The 20,894-nt window shown below is 57.8% G+C and carries 15 protein-coding genes; 14 read left to right on the top strand and 1 reads right to left on the bottom strand.

The features are described 5' to 3' along the window. Nucleotides 1-83: 83 nt before the first annotated feature. The gene (acnA, locus tag RTK35_RS19405; RefSeq protein WP_316908755.1) at nt 84-2,780 is read right to left on the bottom strand and encodes an aconitate hydratase AcnA; all 2,697 of its coding nucleotides are present in this window, start codon (nt 2,778-2,780) and stop codon (nt 84-86) included. A 254-nt stretch (nt 2,781-3,034) separates the two neighbouring features. Here acnA and RTK35_RS19410 point away from each other — a divergent pair, with 254 nt between their 5' ends. From RTK35_RS19410 to RTK35_RS19475, 14 genes are all read left to right on the top strand, one after another. After that, complete coding sequence (locus RTK35_RS19410) at nt 3,035-5,824, top strand: FG-GAP-like repeat-containing protein (RefSeq protein ID WP_316908756.1); 2,790 nt, start codon at nt 3,035-3,037, stop codon at nt 5,822-5,824. A 55-nt stretch (nt 5,825-5,879) separates the two neighbouring features. Continuing rightward, nucleotides 5,880-10,409: an RHS repeat-associated core domain-containing protein gene (locus tag RTK35_RS19415; protein ID WP_316908757.1), complete on the top strand. Its 4,530-nt coding sequence runs from the start codon at nt 5,880-5,882 to the stop codon at nt 10,407-10,409. Next, nucleotides 10,396-10,815, top strand: a complete 420-nt coding sequence (locus RTK35_RS19420; RefSeq protein ID WP_316908758.1) for a hypothetical protein — start codon at nt 10,396-10,398, stop codon at nt 10,813-10,815. Before RTK35_RS19415 ends, RTK35_RS19420 begins: the two co-directional genes overlap by 14 nt. Nucleotides 10,816-10,878: 63 nt before the next feature. Next, a complete protein-coding gene (locus RTK35_RS19425; RefSeq protein ID WP_316908759.1) occupies nt 10,879-13,230 on the top strand; it encodes a secretin N-terminal domain-containing protein in 2,352 nt (783 codons plus the stop codon). Further along, a complete protein-coding gene (locus RTK35_RS19430) occupies nt 13,227-13,670 on the top strand; it encodes a type II secretion system protein (protein ID WP_316908760.1) in 444 nt (147 codons plus the stop codon). The genes RTK35_RS19425 and RTK35_RS19430 overlap by 4 nt, the downstream gene beginning before the upstream one ends. Beyond that, the gene (locus RTK35_RS19435) at nt 13,664-14,044 is read left to right on the top strand and encodes a competence type IV pilus major pilin ComGC (RefSeq protein ID WP_410478691.1); all 381 of its coding nucleotides are present in this window, start codon (nt 13,664-13,666) and stop codon (nt 14,042-14,044) included. Before RTK35_RS19430 ends, RTK35_RS19435 begins: the two co-directional genes overlap by 7 nt. Then, the gene (locus tag RTK35_RS19440) at nt 14,031-14,492 is read left to right on the top strand and encodes a hypothetical protein (protein WP_316908762.1); all 462 of its coding nucleotides are present in this window, start codon (nt 14,031-14,033) and stop codon (nt 14,490-14,492) included. The genes RTK35_RS19435 and RTK35_RS19440 overlap by 14 nt, the downstream gene beginning before the upstream one ends. 14 nt (nt 14,493-14,506) lie before the next feature. Beyond that, nucleotides 14,507-14,926 (top strand): type II secretion system major pseudopilin GspG, encoded by a 420-nt coding sequence (gene gspG, locus RTK35_RS19445; RefSeq protein ID WP_316908763.1) that lies wholly within the window; start codon nt 14,507-14,509, stop codon nt 14,924-14,926. 5 nt (nt 14,927-14,931) lie between these two features. Beyond that, entirely contained in the window at nt 14,932-16,125 is a 1,194-nt protein-coding gene (locus tag RTK35_RS19450) for a type II secretion system F family protein (RefSeq protein ID WP_316908764.1), read from the top strand. Continuing rightward, nucleotides 16,122-17,783 carry a GspE/PulE family protein gene (locus RTK35_RS19455; protein WP_316908765.1) on the top strand — a complete coding sequence of 554 codons (1,662 nt, stop codon included), beginning with the start codon at nt 16,122-16,124 and terminating at the stop codon, nt 17,781-17,783. The genes RTK35_RS19450 and RTK35_RS19455 overlap by 4 nt, the downstream gene beginning before the upstream one ends. A gap of 118 nt (nt 17,784-17,901) precedes the next feature. Further along, a complete protein-coding gene (locus RTK35_RS19460) occupies nt 17,902-18,501 on the top strand; it encodes a hypothetical protein (protein ID WP_316908766.1) in 600 nt (199 codons plus the stop codon). Continuing rightward, nucleotides 18,498-19,019: a hypothetical protein gene (locus RTK35_RS19465; RefSeq protein ID WP_316908767.1), complete on the top strand. Its 522-nt coding sequence runs from the start codon at nt 18,498-18,500 to the stop codon at nt 19,017-19,019. Before RTK35_RS19460 ends, RTK35_RS19465 begins: the two co-directional genes overlap by 4 nt. Further along, a complete protein-coding gene (locus RTK35_RS19470; protein ID WP_316908768.1) occupies nt 19,016-19,585 on the top strand; it encodes a hypothetical protein in 570 nt (189 codons plus the stop codon). The genes RTK35_RS19465 and RTK35_RS19470 overlap by 4 nt, the downstream gene beginning before the upstream one ends. Before the next feature lie 486 nt (nt 19,586-20,071). Further along, entirely contained in the window at nt 20,072-20,518 is a 447-nt protein-coding gene (locus RTK35_RS19475) for a type II secretion system protein (protein ID WP_316908769.1), read from the top strand. Nucleotides 20,519-20,894 lie beyond the last annotated feature (376 nt).

A 20,894-nucleotide genomic window follows, 5' to 3' on the forward strand; every position in this document is an offset into this window, starting at 1 on the left:
CAGTTTGTGTCGTGTCGCCGTCGGGAAAGTTTCCTGCCAGCCAGCGACCCAGAGCCCTTGCGGGGCTCCGGGCCGCTTACAGGTCAGGCTGCGAGCAGCTGGCGCAGCACGTAGTGGAGGATGCCGCCGGCCTTGAAGTACTCCACTTCATTGAGGGTGTCGATGCGGCAGAGCACCTCGACATTCTCGTGGGAGCCGTCCTCGCGTGTGATCTCCAGGGTCAGGTCCATGCGCGGGCGCAGCTCCACGCCGCTGAGCCCGAGGACGGCGATCCGCTCGCGCCCGGTCAGGCCCAGGCGCTTGCGGTCGATGCCGCCGGTGAACTGCAGCGGCAGCACGCCCATGCCCACCAGGTTGGAGCGGTGGATGCGCTCGAAGCTCTCGGCGATTACCGCCTTGACCCCCAGCAGGTTGGTGCCCTTGGCCGCCCAGTCGCGGGAGGAGCCGGTGCCGTATTCCTTGCCGGCGATGATCACCAGCGGCGTGCCTTCGGCCTGGTAGCGCATGGCGGCGTCGTAGATGGCCAGCTTCTCGCCGCTGGGCACGTGGAGGGTGTTGCCGCCTTCCTCGCCGCCCAGCATTTCGTTGCGGATGCGGATGTTGGCGAAGGTGCCGCGCATCATCACCTCGTGGTTGCCCCGGCGCGAGCCGTAGGAGTTGAAGTCGGCCGGCTCCACGCCGTGCTCGCGCAGGTAGCGCCCGGCCGGGCTGTCGGCCTTGATGTTGCCGGCGGGGGAGATGTGGTCGGTGGTCACCGAGTCCCCCAGCAAGGCGAGGATGCGGGCGCGCTGCACGTCCGTCACCCTGGGCGGTTCGCCGCCGATGTCGGCGAAGAACGGCGGGTGCTGGATGTAGGTGGAGTCGCCCTGCCAGGCATAGGTGTCGGCGTCTGGCACCTGGATCGCCTGCCAGGTCTCGTCGCCGGTGAAGACCTCGGCGTACTCCTTGCGGAACATCGCGGTGTCCACCTTGGCGATGGCTTCGGCCACCTCCTGCTGGCTGGGCCAGATGTCCTTGAGGTACACCGGTTGGCCGTTGCGGTCCTCACCCAGGGGTTCGCGGCTGAGGTCCAGGCGCACGCTGCCGGCCAGGGCATAGGCGACCACCAGGGGCGGGGAGGCCAGCCAGTTGGTCTTCACCAACGGGTGCACGCGGCCTTCGAAGTTGCGGTTGCCGGAGAGCACCGAGGCCACCGTCAGGTCGCCCTGCTGGATGGCCTGCTCGATGGGTTCCAGCAACGGCCCGGAGTTGCCGATGCAGGTGGTGCAGCCGTAGCCCACCAGGTCGAAGCCCAGGGTGTCGAGGTACGGGGTCAGCCCGGCGGCGGCGAAGTACTCGGTCACCACCTTGGAGCCGGGGGCCAGGGAACTCTTCACCCAGGGCTTGCGCGCCAGGCCCTTCTCCACGGCCTTCTTCGCCAGCAGCCCGGCCGCCATCATCACGCTGGGGTTGGAAGTGTTGGTGCAGGAGGTGATGGCGGCGATCACCACGGCGCCGTCCTCCAGGCGGTGGCTCCGGCCCTCGTGCTGGTACTCGGCCGTGCCGCGCCGGGTCTGGCCTCCGGTGCCGGCAGGGGCGGGCTGCAGGGCGAGTAGGTCGTCGAAGGTCCTGGCCACACGGGTCAGCGGGACGCGGTCCTGCGGGCGCTTGGGGCCGGCCAGGCTGGCTTCCACCGTGCCCATGTCCAGGGCCAGGCTGTCGGTGAACAGCGGCTCGTCGCCGGCGTTGCGCCACAGGCCCTGGGCCTTGCAGTAGGCCTCCACCAGCTTGACGGTGGCCTCGGGTCGGCCGGACAGGCGCAGGTAGCCGAGGGTCACCTCGTCCACCGGGAAGAAGCCGCAGGTGGCCCCGTATTCCGGCGCCATGTTGGCCAGGGTGGCGCGGTCGGCCAGGGGCAGTTCCGCCAGGCCGTCGCCGTAGAATTCGACGAATTTCCCCACCACCCCTTTCTTGCGCAGCATCTGGGTGACCGTCAGCACCAGGTCGGTGGCGGTGATGCCCTCGCGCAGCTTGCCGCTGAGCTTGAAGCCGACCACCTCGGGAATCAGCATCGACACCGGCTGGCCGAGCATGGCCGCCTCCGCCTCGATGCCGCCGACGCCCCAGCCGAGCACGCCGAGGCCGTTGATCATGGTGGTGTGGGAGTCGGTGCCCACCAGGGTGTCGGGGAAGGCGTAGGTCAGGCCGTCTTCCTCCCGCGTCCAGACGGTGCGGCCGAGGTATTCCAGGTTCACCTGGTGGCAGATGCCGGTGCCCGGCGGCACCACGCTGAAGTTGTCGAAGGCGCTCTGGCCCCAGCGCAGGAAGGCATAGCGCTCGCCGTTGCGGGCCATCTCCAGCTCCACGTTGCGGGCGAAGGCCTCGGGGCTGGCGTAGCGGTCCACCATCACCGAGTGGTCGATCACCAGGTCCACCGGCGACAGCGGGTTGATCTTCTGCGGATCGCCCCCGGCGCTGGCCACGGCATCGCGCATGGCGGCCAGGTCGACCACCGCCGGCACGCCGGTGAAGTCCTGCATCAGCACCCGTGCCGGGCGGTACTGGATCTCCCGGTCGGAGCGACGCTCCTTCTGCCAGGCGACCAGGGCATCGAGGTCGTCCCGGGTGACGGTCTTGCCGTCCTCCCAGCGCAGCAGGTTCTCCAGCAGCACTTTCAGGGACAGGGGCAGCTTGTCGATGCTGCCGAGGCTCTTGGCGGCCTCCGGCAGGCTGAAGTAGTGATAGGTCTTGCCGTCCACATCCAGGGTGCGGCGGCTGTTCAGGCTATCCAACGAGGGCATCTGCTTCTCCTTTGGCCCACACGGCGGGGGCCGGTACACGGACGGAGACCCTCAAAGCTAGTCGCGCTGCACGGGCCTCGCCATGTTCTGGACTGCGTTGGCCGGGCTGGGGTTCCGCCTGACACGGGTTGGAGGATAACTTCTGGATTCGAAAAAATGGCCTAGCCATATGCAGTGCTTAAAGGAGGGGGACGTTTTTTGGTCTCGTAATAATTCTTTAATGAATAAGATTAAAAATTTGAAAATTTTGTGGAATGGATGTGAGCATTATGTGGTTAAGCTTCTCGCGTTGGCGCTGTTTCTCGATCTTTTATTTCGGTTTAGTTTCAGTTAATTGCATGGCTGCCCAGTTAGTCGGTTCTTCCCTGAGTGGTGAGTTGTCGGTATCCGCCAGCGGTGCGGCGAACTACAGCCTGTCGCTGATCACCCCACCTGGGGTGATCAAGCCTTCCCTTTCCATTAACTACTCAAGCCAGGCCGGTAACGGTCCTTTGGGCATGGGCTGGACCCTGGGTGGTCTGTCGCAGATCGGTCGTTGTCCGCGGGACAAGACCATCGACGGCATCGACGATGGCATCACCAGCCTGACCGCCAATGACCGGCTGTGCCTGGATGGCCAGCGGCTGATCCTCAAGAGCGGCAGCGCCTACGGCGCCGATGGTGCCGAGTACCGCACGCAGATCGAGAGTTTTACCAAGATCGTCGGGTATGGCGACTTCGGCAGTGCTTCGTCCTGGTTCAAGGTGTGGAAAAAGAGCGGCGAGGTAATCGAGTTCGGCAACAGTGCCGACAGCCGCGTGCTGGTCACGCCCAGTGGAAGCGCCACGTCGTTGCCCTATGCCTGGTCGCTGAGCAAGGTCAGTGACCGCTTCAGCAACTACTACACCGTCAGCTACATCCAGGATTCGAACGTCAGCTACCCCAAGCGCATCCAGTACAGCGGCAACGCCAACGCGGGCAGTGCGCCGGCACGGACCATCACCTTCGACTGGGGCGAGGCGACGGTGCGCCCGGACCCGATCCCGATGTACCTGGGGGCCGGGATACGGCCGGCCATCCGCTATCGCCTGCTGGGCGTGAGCAACGATGCCAACAGCGCGCGTTACAAGCTGACCTACACCGCTTCCGGTGCGGGACTGTCGAACCTGACCAAGCTGCAGTACTGCCCGGATGGTACGGATGCCAACTGCCTGTCGGTGGACAGCCAGTATGGCTATGACAAGGACCCGGCGACGGGCAAGCGAATGAGCGATCCGCAGCTGGTGCTGGCTGCCTTTGGTGCGAACCAGGGCTGGGGCGACATGAACGTGCACCCGCGTCAGCTGGCGGATGTGAACGGTGATGGCCGACCGGACATCGTGGGCTTCTTCAACGATGGGGTGCATGTGGCTTTTGGCACCGAGACGGGGTTCACCACGCCGGTGAACAAGCTGACGTCCTTCGGGGTGAACGCGGGCGGCTGGGCGAACAACAACCAGTACCCACGGATGGTGGTGGACATCAACGGGGATGGGCTGGCCGACATCGTGGGCTTTGCCGGTGATGGGGTGTATGTGTCGCTGTCGACGGGGGAGGGTTTCCAGCAGCCCGCCAAGTGGATTGCGGCCTATGGCGTCAGTGCCGGTGGTTGGAGTGATCAGAATACTTATCCGCGTCAGCTCGCGGATGTGGATGGCGATGGACTGCTGGATATCGTGGGTTTCAGCAGTAGCCAGGTGATGGTGGCGCTGAACAAGCGGGACCGGTTTGAGAGTTCGCCGGTTTACTCCAACTTGAATGCCTATGGTACGGCGGCGGGGTGGTCCAGTAACGAAGTTTATCCGCGACAAGTCATCGATATGAATGGTGATGGGAAAGCCGATATTTTAGGTTTTCATTCGGCTGCCATTTATGTATCTATTTCTACTATGGGCGGTTTTGTATTGAATGCCCCATGGTCTGTAGAGAATTGGGCTTTGAAGACAGAAAAGCCAACGGGGTGTCTTACTGTTATATATTGGATGGATCAAAATGTTGCGCCTCGAATTTTGGTTGATGTGAATGATGATGGGCTTCCGGATGTTGTTGGTTTTCAGGTTACTCATGAGGTGAATAAGGGGCAGCCTAAAGATCCCCAAGCATGCCCTGTTAATCAGAGATATAGGGGATTTACCAGCAGTATATTTGTTGCGATAAACTCCGGGGCGGGTTTTCATTCGAGAGTTCAGGTTGGAACCGAGTTCGGATTCGTTCGCTTCCCTGAAAAGGTGGGAACGGTGGAGCCTGCTAATTTTTTCAGCTCTTTGTATTCATATCCTAAGATGGTTTCCGAGCTGAATATGGATGGTCAGGCCGAAATTTTACGCGTCAACGCTGCTGGCTGCACTCAGGTATTCATGTTCAAGAAAAGTGGGCTGGACACCTCCGAATGTGTTCCTGCCTTTGCGTCTACCGCTAATGGCAACCTGGATTTCGTGCCGAGCTTTGGAAGTTCCGACTTCGCTCTTCTGGGCTTTGGAAGTGACGGCGTTAGGTTGAGTCGGAGCTTGTCCAAATCCCCCAATCAGATCCTGTCCCTGAAAACCGACCTCACTGAGTCCAGCATCACCTACGGTTCGCTGGTGGATAGCAGTGCCTATCAGAAGGGCACCGGTTCGAGCTTCCCGGTGATGGATGTGCAGGTGCCTTACCAAGTGGTGACTGCACTGACCAATCCCGATGGCCTGGGCGGTGTCCGCAAGACCCAGTACCGCTACGGCGGCCTGCGCTCGCACTTCGACTACGGCTCGCTGGGCTTCCAGTGGATGGAGACGATGGACCCGGCGACCGGTGCACTGGAATACAACGAATTCAAGCAGGTGTTCCCGCTGGCGGGCTCGCTCTACCGCAGCCAGAAGCAGCGCTGCACGGGCGTTTCGCAATTGCCGTGGACGGGTTGCGAGGTGCTGTCGCAGGAAGTGAGCGACTGGCAGAGCAGCGAGACGGGGACGACGGCGGACCGCAAGGTCTACCAGCCCTACATCAGGCAGACGGCCGAGAACAACTGGGTGAAGAGCTCGCAGTAAGTGCTGCCTGGGCCCGCCATTCGAATTCACTATTTATAAAGAAACAGGGACTGTTATGAGCATCAGCCGGAGCTTTCTGCGTAGCGTGATCGCCTGCACGGTGGTTGGGGGATGGACGCTGTCGGCGAATGCCGGCTGGGTCGAGATGGACACCTCGACCGCTCATGTCACCAAGAGCCTCGAGAACACCTATGACGCCGAGGGCAACCCGACGCAGGTGATCATCAGCCAGCGCGTGGTCCGGGCTGATGGGGTGGTCGAGAGCATGACCACCGTCAACGAGAACACCTATTACCCTTCGGACCTGGCCAACTGGCGTCTGGGCCAGGTGGACACGGTCAAGGCGACCCACACCCAGGGCAGCTCCGTCATCACCACCCTGTCCAAGCTGGTGTATGACGCTTCCACGGGCATGGTGGCCCAGGAGATCGCCAACCCGAATAACCCGGACTTCAAGGTCGTGACCGGTTATGGGCGTGATGCCTGGGGCAACATCACCCGCAAATCGGTACGGGCCGACTTCAGCAGCGACCCGGCCAGGCGCGTAGCGGAGAGCGCGACCACCACCACCTACGACAGCACCCTGCACATGTTCCCGGTGAGCGAAAGCAACGCCCTGGGGCACACGATCAGCCGTACCTACGACTACGCCAACGGCTACCTGCTCAGTGAAACCGGCCTCAATGGCCTGACGGTTCGCTACCAGTACGACCTGCTGGGTCGCACCGTCGCCAGCATGGGGCCGGATGGCACCAAGACCCTGACCACCTACGCCAGCTGCAGCGGCGACAGCAACTGCCCCGCGCTGGGCAAGTTCTCGGTCAAGACCGTGGTAGTGAAGGACCCGGATAACGCCCTGCCAGCGGGGGGCGCTGCGGATCTCGCCGGCACCCCCATGGGGCCGGAAAGCTACGTGTACTTCGACGCTCTGCGCCGGGACCTGTACTCGCGGGCGCAATCCATCGATGGACGTTGGGTCATCGCCGGGCTGAAGGAACTGAATGCCAAGGGGCAGGTCCTGCGCAGCGCCGAGCCCTATTTCCAGGGCGAGACGGCCCTGCAGTGGACCAGCTTCGACTACGACGTCTATGGCCGGGTGATCAAGACCACCCAGCCCAAGGGTACCTTCACCACCGTGGCCTATGCGCCCCTGAAGACCACCTACACCAACGAACTCAACCAGAAGAAAGTCGAAGAGAGCGGCCTGCAGAGCCAGCCGGTGCGTATCACCGAAGGTTTCGGCAGCAGCGACGAAGCCACCACCCTCTACAGCTACGACGCCCTGGGCCGCATGCTCAGCATCACCGACGCCGCCGGCAAGGTGCGCAGCTACAGCTACGACCAGGCCGGCAACAAGCTGACCGACAACGACCCCAACCAGGGTACCTGGACCTACAGCTACAACGCCCTGGGCCAGTTGCTCAGCCAGACCGACGCCAAGAACCAGACCACCCGCATCAGCTATGACGTACTGGGGCGGATCACCAAGCGCGAGGCCGCCGACTTCAACAGCCAGTGGACCTACGACACCGCCGTCAACGGCAAGGGCAAGCTGGCCCAGGCCACGGCCAGCAACGGCTACCTGCGCACCCACAGCTATGACAGCCTGGGTCGCCTGGTACAAACCACCACCACCGTCGACAACCAGAGCTACAACCTGAGCACCACCTACGACAGCCTGGGTCGTATCCAGGGCACCACCTATCCCACCGGCTTCACCTACAAGAACGAATACAACGCCCTCGGCTTCCTGACCAAGGTCAAGAGCGAAGACGGCCTGCGCACCTACTGGCAGATCAGCGACAGTGCGGGCGCCAATGCCAGCGACGCCATGGGCCGTGTACTCAAGGCCACCCTGGGCAACGGCATCGTGGTCAACCGCAGCTATGACGCCAAGACCGGCCAGCTCAGCGGGCAGTGGTCGGGTAACAATGGCGCCTTCAACAACGTGCAGAACGAGGTCTACCAGTTCAACGATGCCGGCAATCTGCAAAGCCGTACCGACTACCTGAGCAACCTCAGCGAAACCTTCCAGTACGACGCCCTCAACCGTCTGACCAGCGCCACCGTGCTGGGCCAGGCCGCACAGACCGTGCAGTACGACAAGGTCGGCAACATCCTCTTCAAGAGCGACGTCGGCTATTACCGCTACAACGCCGCCCACCCGCAAGCGGTGGCCGACATCTGTCGCAACGGCTTCGCCGCTGACGGTAACTGCGGTCTGCCCTATGCCAGCTACAGCTACGACGCCAACGGCAACGTCACCACCGGTGGTGGTCGCGACTACGTCTGGACCGCCTTCAACAAACCGCTGAGCCTGACCCGCAACGGCAAGACCGAGAGCTTCACCTACGACGCCGACTTCGAGCGCATCAAGCACGTCCACACCGACGGTGCCACCAGTCTCTACATCAACCCGCGGCTGGACTCCGGTGCCCACTTCGAGATCAAGAAGAAAGGCGCCAGCACCGAATACACCCATCACGTTTATGCCGGCAGCGAAGCAGTCGCCGCCATCGTCACCCTCGACACCGGTCCGGAGCTCAGCAAATACACCCAGGACTTCGCCAGCGGCACCACCGGCCTCCAACTGCCGACGGCCGCAGCGGACCCGGCAGGCGTCTTCAGCTGGGATGCCAGTGGGCAGAAACTGCTGGTCAAGACCCTCAACTCCAGCAGCTCCGTCCTGCCGGTGACTACCGCCGCGACCAACCTGCCCACCGGTGACGGCGTCAAGCTCAAGGTCGACGTCAATCTGGGCGCCGATGCCACCTCCGGGGGCCGCTACTTCGCCGTCGGTTTCGACAACATCAACAGCCCGACCTACAGCGCCAACGGCCTGCGTGACGTCCGGGCGCTCTTCAAGGGCGACAAGCTCTACGCCCTGCGAGCCTTGCGCGAGCCCGATGGCACCGTACGCCAGTCGACCTACTACTACATGGGCAGCCTTGCTGATAACAGCAGCTACACCCTGGAAATGGACGTCCATGACATCGGTGTAGCCATCTACGTCTACCCCAAGGGCACGTCGCGTGCCCAGGGCTACGTCTACCGGACCCAGGTGCCGCAGATCGACAGCGCCCGCTTGTTCATCGTCGGGCGCTCGGGCAGCGAATTCAGCGAAAGCATCAGCTCGCTGGACAACCTCAGCCTCTCCTCGGGCGGCATCCAGGTCGGCAAGAACGCCCCCTACGAACGCTACCTGCACAAGGACCACCTGGGCTCCATCGTCGCCACCACGGACAACCAGGGCTGGCTGCTCGAGCGCTTCTCCTATGACGCCTGGGGCAAGCGCCGCAAGCTCGACGGCAACAGCGATCCGGCCTTCGACCTGGCGGGCACCGGTAGCCTGTTGGGGCAAAGCACCCACCACGGCTTCACCGGGCACGAAATGCTCGATGACATGACCCTGGTGCACATGAACGGGCGCATCTACGACCCGGTGATCGGTCGTTTCATCAGTGCCGACCCGAACATCGACACCCTGTACTCCACCCAGGGCCTGAACAGCTACAGCTATGTGCTGAACAACCCGCTCAACGCCACTGATCCGACCGGCTATTGGTCGTTGAAGAAGGCGTTCAAGAAGCTCGGCAGTGCTATCAGCAGTGGCTTCAAAATTGCCCGCAAAATAGCAGAAGCACCAAACCGAGCTGTAGATCGAGCGCTTGGACCCAAGCTGAGCCAAGTAAAAGTGGCAATTGGTTCCATCTTCTGCGGTCCCGCGTACTTCGTATGCTATGCCGCTGGTAGTTATGACTCAGCAAGGGCATTTGGCGCCTCAACCAGCCAAGCGTTGAGAATCGGAGCGATAAATGGCGCGACGGCTCTTATCTCGCAAGGTATTGCCAATGGCATAGGTGCGGTCACATCAACAACCGTGAATGGTGTGGTTCTACCGATGACGGCAGGCCAGTTCGCTGCCAACATTGCTTTGCATGGAGTGAGTGGCGGGCTGATGAGCAAGGCACTGGGGGGAGACTTCAGATCTGGTTTTATAAGTGGCGCATTCAGCGCGGCTGCTGCGCCCTTTGCCGGGAATATGTTCAATGCAGCCATCATCGGTGGAGTGGCTGCTGAACTTTCCGGGGGGGATTTTGCAACTGGCGCCGTCATTGCTGCTGTTGGCTACAGGTTTAATCATGAGGCTCATGTCGCTGGCGAAAAACGTGGCCGCTCGTTGACAGATAATGAGATACGAATTGCTAGGTCTATGTATGACGAGAAAATAGACTATTCTAAGGTTCGGATAATTAGTGAGAAGTATTGGTTTCTTCAGGGGGACGATACTGTAATGGCGCCTGATGGAAATATTTACTGGCCAAAGCTAGGGGCTGATGCGCAGACTAAGGATCTTTGGCGATTCATACATGAGATGGCGCATGTTATGCAGCATCAACAAGGTAAAAGTGTGTTGGGTAGAGGGTTTCTTCTGCATACGGGTAAAATTCTAACGTTGGGAATTTGGGATCCGTACAGCTATAAGGTTGGGCAGAAATTTGATAGCTATAATATAGAGCAGCAGGGGGATATTATGGGGGATATATATTTGCGCAAGATTCAAAAATCTGATGTTGGGTTGTGATTTTTCAATGTATGCTAGAGCGTTTTTATTTTTTTTCTTGATATTTCTGAGCTCATGCTCTCGTGAGTTGATGGTTGTTTCGAGGAGCTCTGAAAGTGGTGAGGTGTATTTTAGTCTTTATGACTTGGATGGAGCCGCTGCTAAGGTAAATATTAAGTGGTTTGCTGTTCAGGAGGAGCAAGGGGGAGGGGATTGGAGAACTATTTGGTCGTTTGAGGGGGGGGAGGGGATAAGTAGAGTGACCTATGGCGAGTCTCGAAATGGGATGGTGGTTACACGTATTGCAGAAAAGCTGAAGGCAGGTGTTAATTATCGTGTGGTTATTTCTTGTTTGACACGTTTTTCACCGGCTATTTATGGCTATGATGAATTTAGTTTGGAGGATGGTAAAGTGGTGCGCAGGTGATTTTATGGCGTCTAGTTGTTATTTGGTTTTGTTTGTTGGGTGGAAGGTCTGCGGTAATTTTTAGTGAGCGCTAATATTTCTATTTTTAGAAATTTTGCACTGAACTGCTACAGTTTAGTGTTGATTTTCGTTGCGCTGGCAGGGTGCGGCTCCGCTCTTCCCGAATCCAATCCAGATGTAGATAGATTGGTGCGGGAGGGGCGGAATGAGGATGCTCTTGCTCTATTGAAAGAGAAGTATCGGAGTAATCCCCGAAGTGAGGTATATAAGGGTGCCTTGGTACGGCTGACCGATCTGACGCTTAATGAGCTTACGGCTCAGGGTGAGCGCGCTCGTTCAGACGGCGATTTCGAGAGGGCGAGCGATCTCTATAGACGGGCCTTGCTGATTGATCCAGGTTATGAGCGTGCCAAGAGCGGACAGAAGTCAATAGAGCAGTCGCGCAGGCAGCAGGGGCTGTTAACAGGGGCTGAAAAATATTTTGACACTCAGAATTTTGCCCTTGCTTCCGATTACCTTGGTCAGATTCTGTCTGAGAATCCTACCAATGCAAATGCTCTAGCTCTGCAGGCAAGAATTCGTGAGAAACGGTATCAACAAGAGGGGCGAGTGTCTCTTCTTGACAAGAGACTGGATCGGACCGTGTCGTTGGAGTTGCGAGACACTCCTTTGAAGGATGCGCTGTTGCTGATTTCCAACAGCGCTGGCTTGAATTTCATCATCGATCAGGATATTCCGGCGGACAAGAAGGTAACCCTGTTCGTCACTGATGCACGGATCATGGATGTTCTCGAGTTCATCCTGCAGACCTACTCTCTGGAAAAGAAGGTCCTGAACAGGAACACCATACTTCTCTTCCTCGATAGCCCAGAGAAGCGTGGCCGCTATTCTGATCTCTATACCCGCTCATTTCGTATCGCCAACAGTACGCCAAGTGCAGTGGCAGAGATGCTGCGCGGTATCTTGAAGCCGGCGGACCTGTATGTGGACGAGCGAGCCCGCTCTCTGATCATTCGAGATACACCGGAAGTGCTGGAGGCGGCAGAACGTCTCATTTCGCTGCATGACATTGCGCCACCGGAAGTGATATTCGATGTCGAAATTATCGAGGTGTCGACCGATGCACTGTCCAACCTTGGGATCGAGTATCCGAATCGTATTTCTCTTTCTGTCCAGGGAGAGGACAAGAAGGCTGGCACGTTACGCTGGAGCGAACTCAAGAATCTGAATTCTGATTCCTTCATGGTCGGTGTGGGCGACCCGTTGGCCGTTATCAATATGAAGAACACACTGGGTAGCGCGAACATTCTGGCCAAACCACAGATCAGGGTTCGCAACCGAGAAAAGGCCAATATCCTGATTGGGGATAAGGTGCCAGTGATCACCAGCACTCTGAACCAGACATCGGGCTTCGAGTCTCAATCAGTCACTTATCTGGACGTTGGTATCAAGTTGGACGTTGAGCCGGAGATCTATCCTGGCAATGAAGTGGCGATGAAGGTGATGCTGGAGGTGAGCAACATCGCCAAGGAAATAGTTGGCGATAACGGCTTGCGTGCCTACCAGATCGGTACTCGGACGGCCAATACCACCTTGCAGTTGAAGGATGGCGAAACCCAGATACTGGCGGGCCTTATCAAGAACGAAGGAATCAACAGCGAGAGCCGTGTTCCTGGCTTAGGGTCCTTGCCATGGCTCGGCCGTATGTTCTCTAGCGAGAACAACAACCAGAAGAAATCTGAGCTGGTTTTGCTCATCACGCCACGTATCGTCAGGAATACCAGTTATCCCAATGCGTTTGATAGCGAATTCTATTCAGGCACCAAAGATCGACTTTCACTTTCTCAACCTGCACTGGGTGAGAGTGGCTATCAAACCGAGCGTCCAGCTCCTTTAACGAGCCAGCCACAGGGCCAAGTTGTGAAGGAGTTGCCGACGCCTTCTCTTTCGCATACTGCGGTGCAGGTAAATCCCAGGGGAGCTGAAGTGATTGCTCAACTGGACATGGCGATACCCCAATCCGTTACCGCAGGTCAGGAGTTCAACATTCCCCTGACACTGGATGGTGGTTTCACCGGCCCTCTGACGTTTGAGCTGCGCAGCGACTCGCCGGCTTTCGAGGTCGTTTCAGTAACACAGATTCTGCCTGAGCCCGAACTATCCCATGCAGTTCGACGTGGCTCGATCCTGTTCGACTTAGAGAGGCGCTCAGCCCCCCGAGCAAACGATGTCCTGGCTGTGGCTCGTGTTAGAGCCAAGGCCGGCAGCTCCGAAGGCGCGATGGATATACGGCTAGAGCCTGAGACTGCTCCTGGTGTAGCCCCACGAGTGCAAGGGCAGGCCAGGACCATCATGCTGACAGCGCCATTGGATGATGGTGGGATGGCTGGCGCAATCGATAGCATCATGCCGTGAAACGAGCAGGGTTCAGCTTGATAGAGCTTCTGGTGGTGATGGCTACCTTGGCGGTCCTCGCTACTCTGCTGTTTCCGTTGCTCGAGCATGCGAGCAGGCGGCAGAAAGAGGCGGAGCTGAAACAGGCTCTCCTGGATATCAGGGATGCGTTGGATGCTTACAGGGAGGCGAGCCGCTCTGGTGTTTTCAAATCGGGAACGGAATCGGGTTACCCGCGAGAGCTCGCTGAGTTGACGAAAGTCAGGGATGCGCGTGGGCAACTCTTCCTCCGGGCAATTCCTGTAGATCCTTTTGTTTCTGGACAGAGCAAGGAAGTGCTCTGGGGGATTCGCTCCTACCAAAGCCCGCCAGGCTCACCGGCAGCACTGGGTGATGTCTTCGACATCTACTCGACATCCAGTGACAGGGGCAGTAATGGCGTGCCCTACAGGGAATGGTGAGTATGAGAGCGGTAAGTAGAGGCTTCACCCTTATCGAACTCATGGTTGTGCTTGCCGTCATTGCCTTGCTGCTGACATTGGTAGCCCCTCGCTACCTGAGCCAGGAAGACAAGGCGAAGGAGACAGCATTGACTTACAACCTGCATATGCTGCGTAAGACAATCGATGATTTCCATGCAGACAAGGGGAGTTATCCCGATACACTTCAGCGCCTTGTGGAGGAGCGCTATCTCCGCTCCATCCCCGTTGATCCGATCACGGGTAGGGCTGATACGTGGCGTCTGGTCCCACCTCAAGAAGGGAGCGGTGTTTATGACATCCATAGTGGTGCTACGGATGTCGCATCGGACGGATCGCGCTATGCCGATTGGTGACTGCGGCCAGAAAGGGGCTGCATTCCTGTGGGCGCTCGTAACCTTATTCATCATTACTCTGGGGATCGGGCGTTTGCTGGAGATGCAGTCAATTCAGAACCAGAGGCTCCAGGAAGATGAGTTACTTTGGGTTGGTGAGCAGTACCGCTCTGCGATAGAGCGCTACTACAAAGCCTCTCCGGGGGAGGTGAAGCAGATGCCTCGTTCGGTCGACGATCTTCTCATCGACACAAGGCTGCTGACATTGACAAGGCATCTACGCCAGGCATATCCGGACCCTGTCATGAAAGAGGCTTTCGATGAAATCCGGGATAGCCAGGGCTTCCTGATCGGCGTGCGCAGCAGGTCGATGGCGAGCCCGATCAAGGTTGCTAATTTTCCAGCTCGGTACCGCCACTTCGACGGTGCTGGTACCTACAACAATTGGGAGTTCATATTCCTACCATGAGGCGCGTTCCCTCTATGATTTCTTCGCCTACGGCTTCTCGCGGTTTCACTTTGCTGGAGCTGCTGGTCGTGGTCGTGATAATCGGCCTGCTGGCCGGTATCGTCGCCCCCAATCTGTTCAAGCAGCTGGGTACTTCCGAAGTGACCACTGCGCGTGCGCAGATGGATGCCTTGGCCAAGGCACTTGACCAATATCGACTTGAAACAGGCCACTATCCACTTACTCATCAAGGGTTGGATGCGTTGATTCGTGCCCCTGCCGGAGAAAGCCGCTGGAGAGGCCCTTATCTGCGGAAGGAGGTTCCTCTGGACCCATGGGGAGCGCCCTATGTCTATGAGTCTCCCGGCCCTGCCGGCGAGGATTTTCTTCTACGTTCACTAGGAAAGGACAGTACAGCCGGCGGCGACGGCGATAGCGCCGATATCGTCTGGTGAGTCGAATGCCCACCTATCACGTGGACAAGCTGGTGCCAGGCGGACAGGTAAGCCGAGTAAGCCTGGAAGCTGATAGCGAGCAGGCAATACAGCATATTGCGCAGTCAGAGGGCTGGACCGCCCTGCGCATTCGACCTGTCAGGGGGGGAAGCTGGCTTCCTGAGCGAAGTAGCAGCTTTTCTCTCAACCTTGTCAGTCATGAGTTGAAGACCCTGCTGGAGGCGGGGCTGCCTCTTATCGAAGTTCTGACCGCTCTGATGGAGAGGGAGACCAACCCTTCGAATCGCGCTGTGTTCAGTGAGCTGAAGCGTTGTGTAGAGACAGGGGAAAGCTTGTCGGATGCTTTTGCCAAGCAGCCTAAAGTGTTCCCTCCGTTGTTCGTGGCGACCATCAGGTCAGGAGAAAGAACCGGTGATCTGCCGAGGGTCATCGGACGCTTCCTGACTTACAGCGAGCAGTTGGGTGAGTTGAGGCGAAAGCTCCTCAGTGCAGTGACCTACCCACTTCTATTGATAACAGTAGGTAGTGCGGTGGTGATGTTTCTGCTGGTCTATCTCGTGCCGCGCTTCAGTGCCATTTACGAACAGGTCGATGTCGAGCTTTCCCTTCCTGCTCGCCTGCTACTGCAATGGGGGATTTGGGCTCAGGCCAATCCTTGGTTGTTAGGGGGGGGGCTTGTGGCCATTCCCTGCCTGGTGGTGTTCTTGATACGTAGCTCTGAGGTTCGGCTGGCACTCAGTCGACGCTTGCTGGAAAGCAGGGTGATAGGTCGCCACTGGCATACCTTCAGCGTGAGTCGCTATTGCCGGTCGCTTGCCCTTCTCTCTGACGGCGGGATTCCTCTCCCTGAGGCGATGCAGCTTGCAGGCGGGCTGCTTCCCGAGTTGCTGCAGCTACGGCTCGCCAAAGCGATAGAAGGCATCAACCGTGGAGAACGGTTGAGCGAAGCGCTATCCAGCAGTTCTCTGCTGACGCCTATAGCCTTGCGACTCTTGCGGGCAGGAGAGCGCAGTAGTGAGGTCCCTCGCATGTTGGAGCAGGCCGCCGATTTCCATGACCGAGAATTGGCTCTTCTGCTGGAACGGCTGGCCAAGTTGGCGGAGCCTCTGTTGATGCTGTTCATCGGCCTCTTGATCGGCTCCATCGTGGTGCTCATGTATCTACCTATTTTCGAGTTGGCCGGGAGCCTGCGCCCATGAATGAGATCGAGGCTCTCGTGGAGCAGGCGCTAGCTGATCATCAGGTTGCGCCAGGGGGCTCACCGGTTGCTGCTTTGATGGCGGTCACTTCCGTTCCTGAAGAGCTGCTGCTTGAAGCGGTGGCGCAACGTGCGGCTTATCGATTCTTCTACAAGTCTCATCTGGACGAAGTGGAGCCAGCGTTTGACGTCATTTCTCTGCAGGAGTGTCTGGCCAAGGAGTTGCTGCCAGTCAGAGAACCTGACGGCCGTCTTCTCGTCGTGCTATCTGACCCGTACCGCCCGTTGTTGAGCGTATGGCTGGAGCGCGCTCTTGGAGGCGGTGAGCATGAAGTGGTGCTCGCCTGTTCGCGGACGATCCATGACTTCATGTCCTCATGGGGAGAAAAGAACCGTATCACCCAGGATATGGGCGATGAGTCAGTAGAGGGCGGGCGCATGCCTGCGGTCACCGTCACTGTCGCGTCGCTCAAGGAGGAGCACCCCTCCGTAAGAGGTTTGAGCGCCATCCTCCTGGATGCCATGAACAGCCAGGCCAGTGACGTTCATCTGGAAAATACGGCTTCGGGACTGATTGTCAGATTGCGCCTTGATGGCGTGCTGGTCGTCGTCAACAACTTCAGTGGGCGTGAGCTGGCCGAGCAGATTGTTTCCCGCGTCAAGGTCTTGTCCGAACTGGACATCTCAGAGCGCCGTATCCCTCAGGATGGGCGGTTCCGAGCAATAATCAGTCAGCGTGATGTGGATATCCGGGTCTCGATCATGCCCGGCCTTTTCGGTGAGGATGCAGTGCTACGGGTGCTGGATCGCAAACACCTGACCGGTGAAGAAGCACGGTTGAGCCTAGAGCGCCTGGGCTTCGACGCTGATTCGCGTAATACCCTGCGTAGATTGGCCCGGCAGCCCTACGGAATGCTGCTCATCACGGGACCGACAGGTTCAGGGAAGACCACGACACTCTATTCACTGATTAGCGAAGTGAGGACGGGAGAGGAGAAGATCGTAACTGTCGAGGATCCGGTTGAGTATCAGTTGGAAGGTGTCTTGCAGATTCCCGTCAACGAGGCCAAGGGCTTGACGTTTGCGAGGGGGCTGCGCTCGATCCTCCGCCATGACCCGGACACTATAATGGTCGGTGAAATACGTGATGGGGAAACCGCTGCCATATCTATCCAGGCGGCGCTGACCGGCCACACCGTTTTTACCAGCGTGCATGCCAACAACATCCTCGATGTCATTCAGCGTTTCCGTCATATGGGCGTCGACGCCTACGCCATGACATCAGCCATTAACGGAGTGGTCGCACAACGGCTGCTTCGACGTATCTGCGAACATTGCTCAGTGCCTTGGACACCGGACGCCCATTTCCTTGAACAGAGCGGTCTGGCCAGAGAGTTGATCGAGGGGCATGTCTATCGTATCGGCAAGGGCTGTTCACAGTGCCGTGGAACGGGGTATCGAGGACGTATGGCCATTGCCGAGTTCATGGTGATGGACGATGCGATCCGGGAGCTGATTGTTTCCCAGGCTCCAATTTCCCATCTGAAGGCTGCGGTTCGTGATAGGGGGACTCGTTTTCTCCGGGCCACTGCACTTGAGAGTGCCGCCCATGGGGCTACCAGTTTGCAGGAGGTGGCGCGTGTTACGTTTGCCGAGTAGACAGGCCAGCCCCCGCGTATATCTTTCGGAAGAATGGATAGTCCCACAAAAAGGCGAGGGCCACTCAGCTGCCTCCTACTCAGCTGCAACGGCTGCACTGGGATTGCAGGATTGGTGGATGTCCCAAGGCACCATCGCTGAGCGTAGGTTGCGCGTCGAGCTTTCCGGGGGGCTTTGCTCGGTTTTCTGCCTGCCTTTCTCACCGTTGATGTCGAGTCCGTCGGAGATCATTGGAATCGCTTCCGCCTATGCGGGTGCTGCATTGGGCTCGCATGCACCCTGCGTCTTTCGAGTTGCTGGGCCCGTTGCCTATGGCCTGCCAGTAGTTGTGGCGGCATTGTACGAAGCTGCGGGGTGCTGGGATGGCTGCTCGTTCGCTGACAGCGTACAGGTCTATGCACTGGCAAGCCTTGGGCTCTGCCTAACGGAACTGCCTGCTTCCTCATGCTGGCTCGTGGTGACCGAGCCTGCCGCCTTCACCTACTTCTACTGCAGAGACCGCCGGGTAATGGATGTCTTCAGTGAGCGCCATGACGTTTCAGGCGTATCCGCTGTGGAGCGAATGGAGCGCTCTATCGCCCGGCAGTTTCATCGTGAAAGTCTGGGTGTGTTCTGTTACGACGAGTTCGATGTGCTGATGAATGAGCCCAGGCAAAACCTGACCTATCTAGCTGCCAGCGGTGAGCTGGCTACTCCATTTCTCAAGGGGGGTGAATGAGCGCGAGACTCATTTATGTTGCGGATTTCTCAGGGGCTGTTCGAGTTCAGAGAGCCGTATGGATGATGCTTGCCGTGACGTTTCTAGTGGTCCTTTTGTTTGTCGCATATGTTCAGGGGCGCCAGGCACGGATAGAAGAGTTGCAGGCTTTCGTTCTCAGTCGGCAGCTGCTTCCGGAAGAAGGGCAGCGCTTCGTTCCAGATATTCAATTGCAGAGGCAACGCGAAGAGGTTCTTGGCGTATCTCGAGAAATAAGTCTACCTGTTCAGCAATGGCTGGACTGCTTGCAGTTGGGACAAAACTCGACAGTCAAGATAGATAGCTTGGACTGGAATACTGCTGCAGGCTGGATCGAGTTGCGTATGGTTGCAGGAACCCGGGACGAGGCCGCTCGTTACCTGGGAATGTGGCAGGTACCTGATAGCAAGTGCTCGGTCATGGTCAGGCAAGAAGAGCGTTCACCTGATGGCGCCTCGTTGCTCAGCCTTCGGATCCGCCCCATAGGAGAGGGGCAATGAAGAGCGACTTGACCCTTGAGGTTTTGTACCGATGGCGGTGGTGGTTGTGCTATCGCCTGGCTGATTTGAATCTGTTCTCCAGGTTACTGCTCGCAGGGTGTCTAGCCGTCAACGTGGTTGTTGTTCTCGGCGTGCTCGCGTACGAGCGAGAAATAACCAGACTTGGTCGCGAGATAGCTGCAAGGCAACCAACTGTCTTAAGCCCAGAAAGGCAAACCGAAAACCAAAGCAGGGCGATGCTTGCTCGTTTCCAGGCGTTTCTTCCTAATGCTGTCGAAGCGGAGAAGATGCCAGCAGCGTTCTACAAGGCTGCAAATGAGGCTGGCATAGAGGTCGATAAAATCAGCACTCAGGCAAGTAGCCGTCAGGCGTCCAGCTATCTAAGCAGCGGCTTCAAACTGCAGCTTCGAGGTGACAGAGAGAAGGTCGAGCGCTTTATTCTGCTGGCTTTACTGGACAATGACGCGCTTGTCTTCAAGCGTTGGTCATTTCAATCAGGTGCTTCACGGGGCGGGATGATGATGGGCAGCACCATTGATTTCGAGTTGTTGGTGAAGCCTCAATGATTTCCCGAAAACTGATTGGTTTACTGGTCGTCAGCGTTGCCTTGGCCTGGTGGTCAACTCGTGATGCTAACGACGACTCACCGCGTGCGCCGCGCAAAGACACATCGAGTCCTGCAACTCCCAAGGTGCTATCCGGAGCGGATAGCACCTCCTTGGTAGAGGAAGATCCTTGGCGTCGAATAATACTGCTGCCTGCAGTTGAGTCGATTGTTCCTGTCTCTAGTTCGGTGTACGAGCCTTCGCCACTCCCACCTGTTGAGTTACCCCCTCCACCGCCTCCACCCAGTGCTCCTGCGCTAACGGTTACCTACTTGGGGATGCTGCGAGAAAAGAACGCTCGGGTTCTCTATGTTCGTTATCAAGATATGCCGGTCGCTCTGAAGAAAGGGGATCTTCTTGGTGATGAATACCGTCTGGAAGGGCTCTATGCGGATCACGCAGTGTTTCGCTATTTGCCACTGGACTCTCTTCAGGAACTGAGATGGGATGAAGAGCGTTAGTCGACGACCCTACGGGTTTACCTACATTGAGTTGGTCGTTTCATTGGCAATCATCAGCTTGATCGCCAGCTTGTGTTTTCCTCTGATGATGGTGCAGCGCGAGCGAGAAAAAGAGCGAGAACTACGCAGGGCGTTAAGGGAAATCCGAATGGCAATAGATGCCTACAAGTTGGCGTATGAAGATGGACGAATTCTCAGGCGTGAAGGAGAGTATGGGTATCCTCATAGCTTGGAGGAGTTAGTGGCCGGTGTTGAGGATGCTTCTACCCCGGCGCATCAGAGGATTTATTTTTTAAGGAGGATACCGCGTAATCCGATGATGCCGGCCGACACCCCAAGTACGGAACAGTGGAGGATGTTGAGATATACAGATTTGAAGGAGGTAAAAAGTGGGGTAGATGAGATTTACGATATAGAGTCCCCGTTTCACTAGAGGGGCCTAATTTAGTAACTTGTTTTCTAACGAGAGGCTTGTCCTGAGTTGCCCCCTTAAATACACTCTCTCCAAACACTGTAAAAAGCGCTTATCAAATTCACCTGATGGCAGCTGCATAGCGCTGCTGTGTCGGCTCTTGGGGTTATAAATATTTCAGCGTAATCGGGCATACTACTGCGAGCTTTCTTCGCGGGTTGGTCTGTCCCGCGCTGAGTGGACACTGACTTTAGGGATGGTCTGAAGTAGCCATGCATTTCTGGCTGAATTCAGCGCCTACCGATTTTGAAAGCGGCCACTCGATCCAAAACACTCAAGTCAGTCGCACTTTTCTATCTTTTTCGCTACCGCGAGCACTTCGCAGCAGCCATTCTCG

The organism is Pseudomonas sp. zfem003 (assembly GCF_032621675.1).
GTDB lineage: Bacteria > Pseudomonadota > Gammaproteobacteria > Pseudomonadales > Pseudomonadaceae > Metapseudomonas > Metapseudomonas otitidis.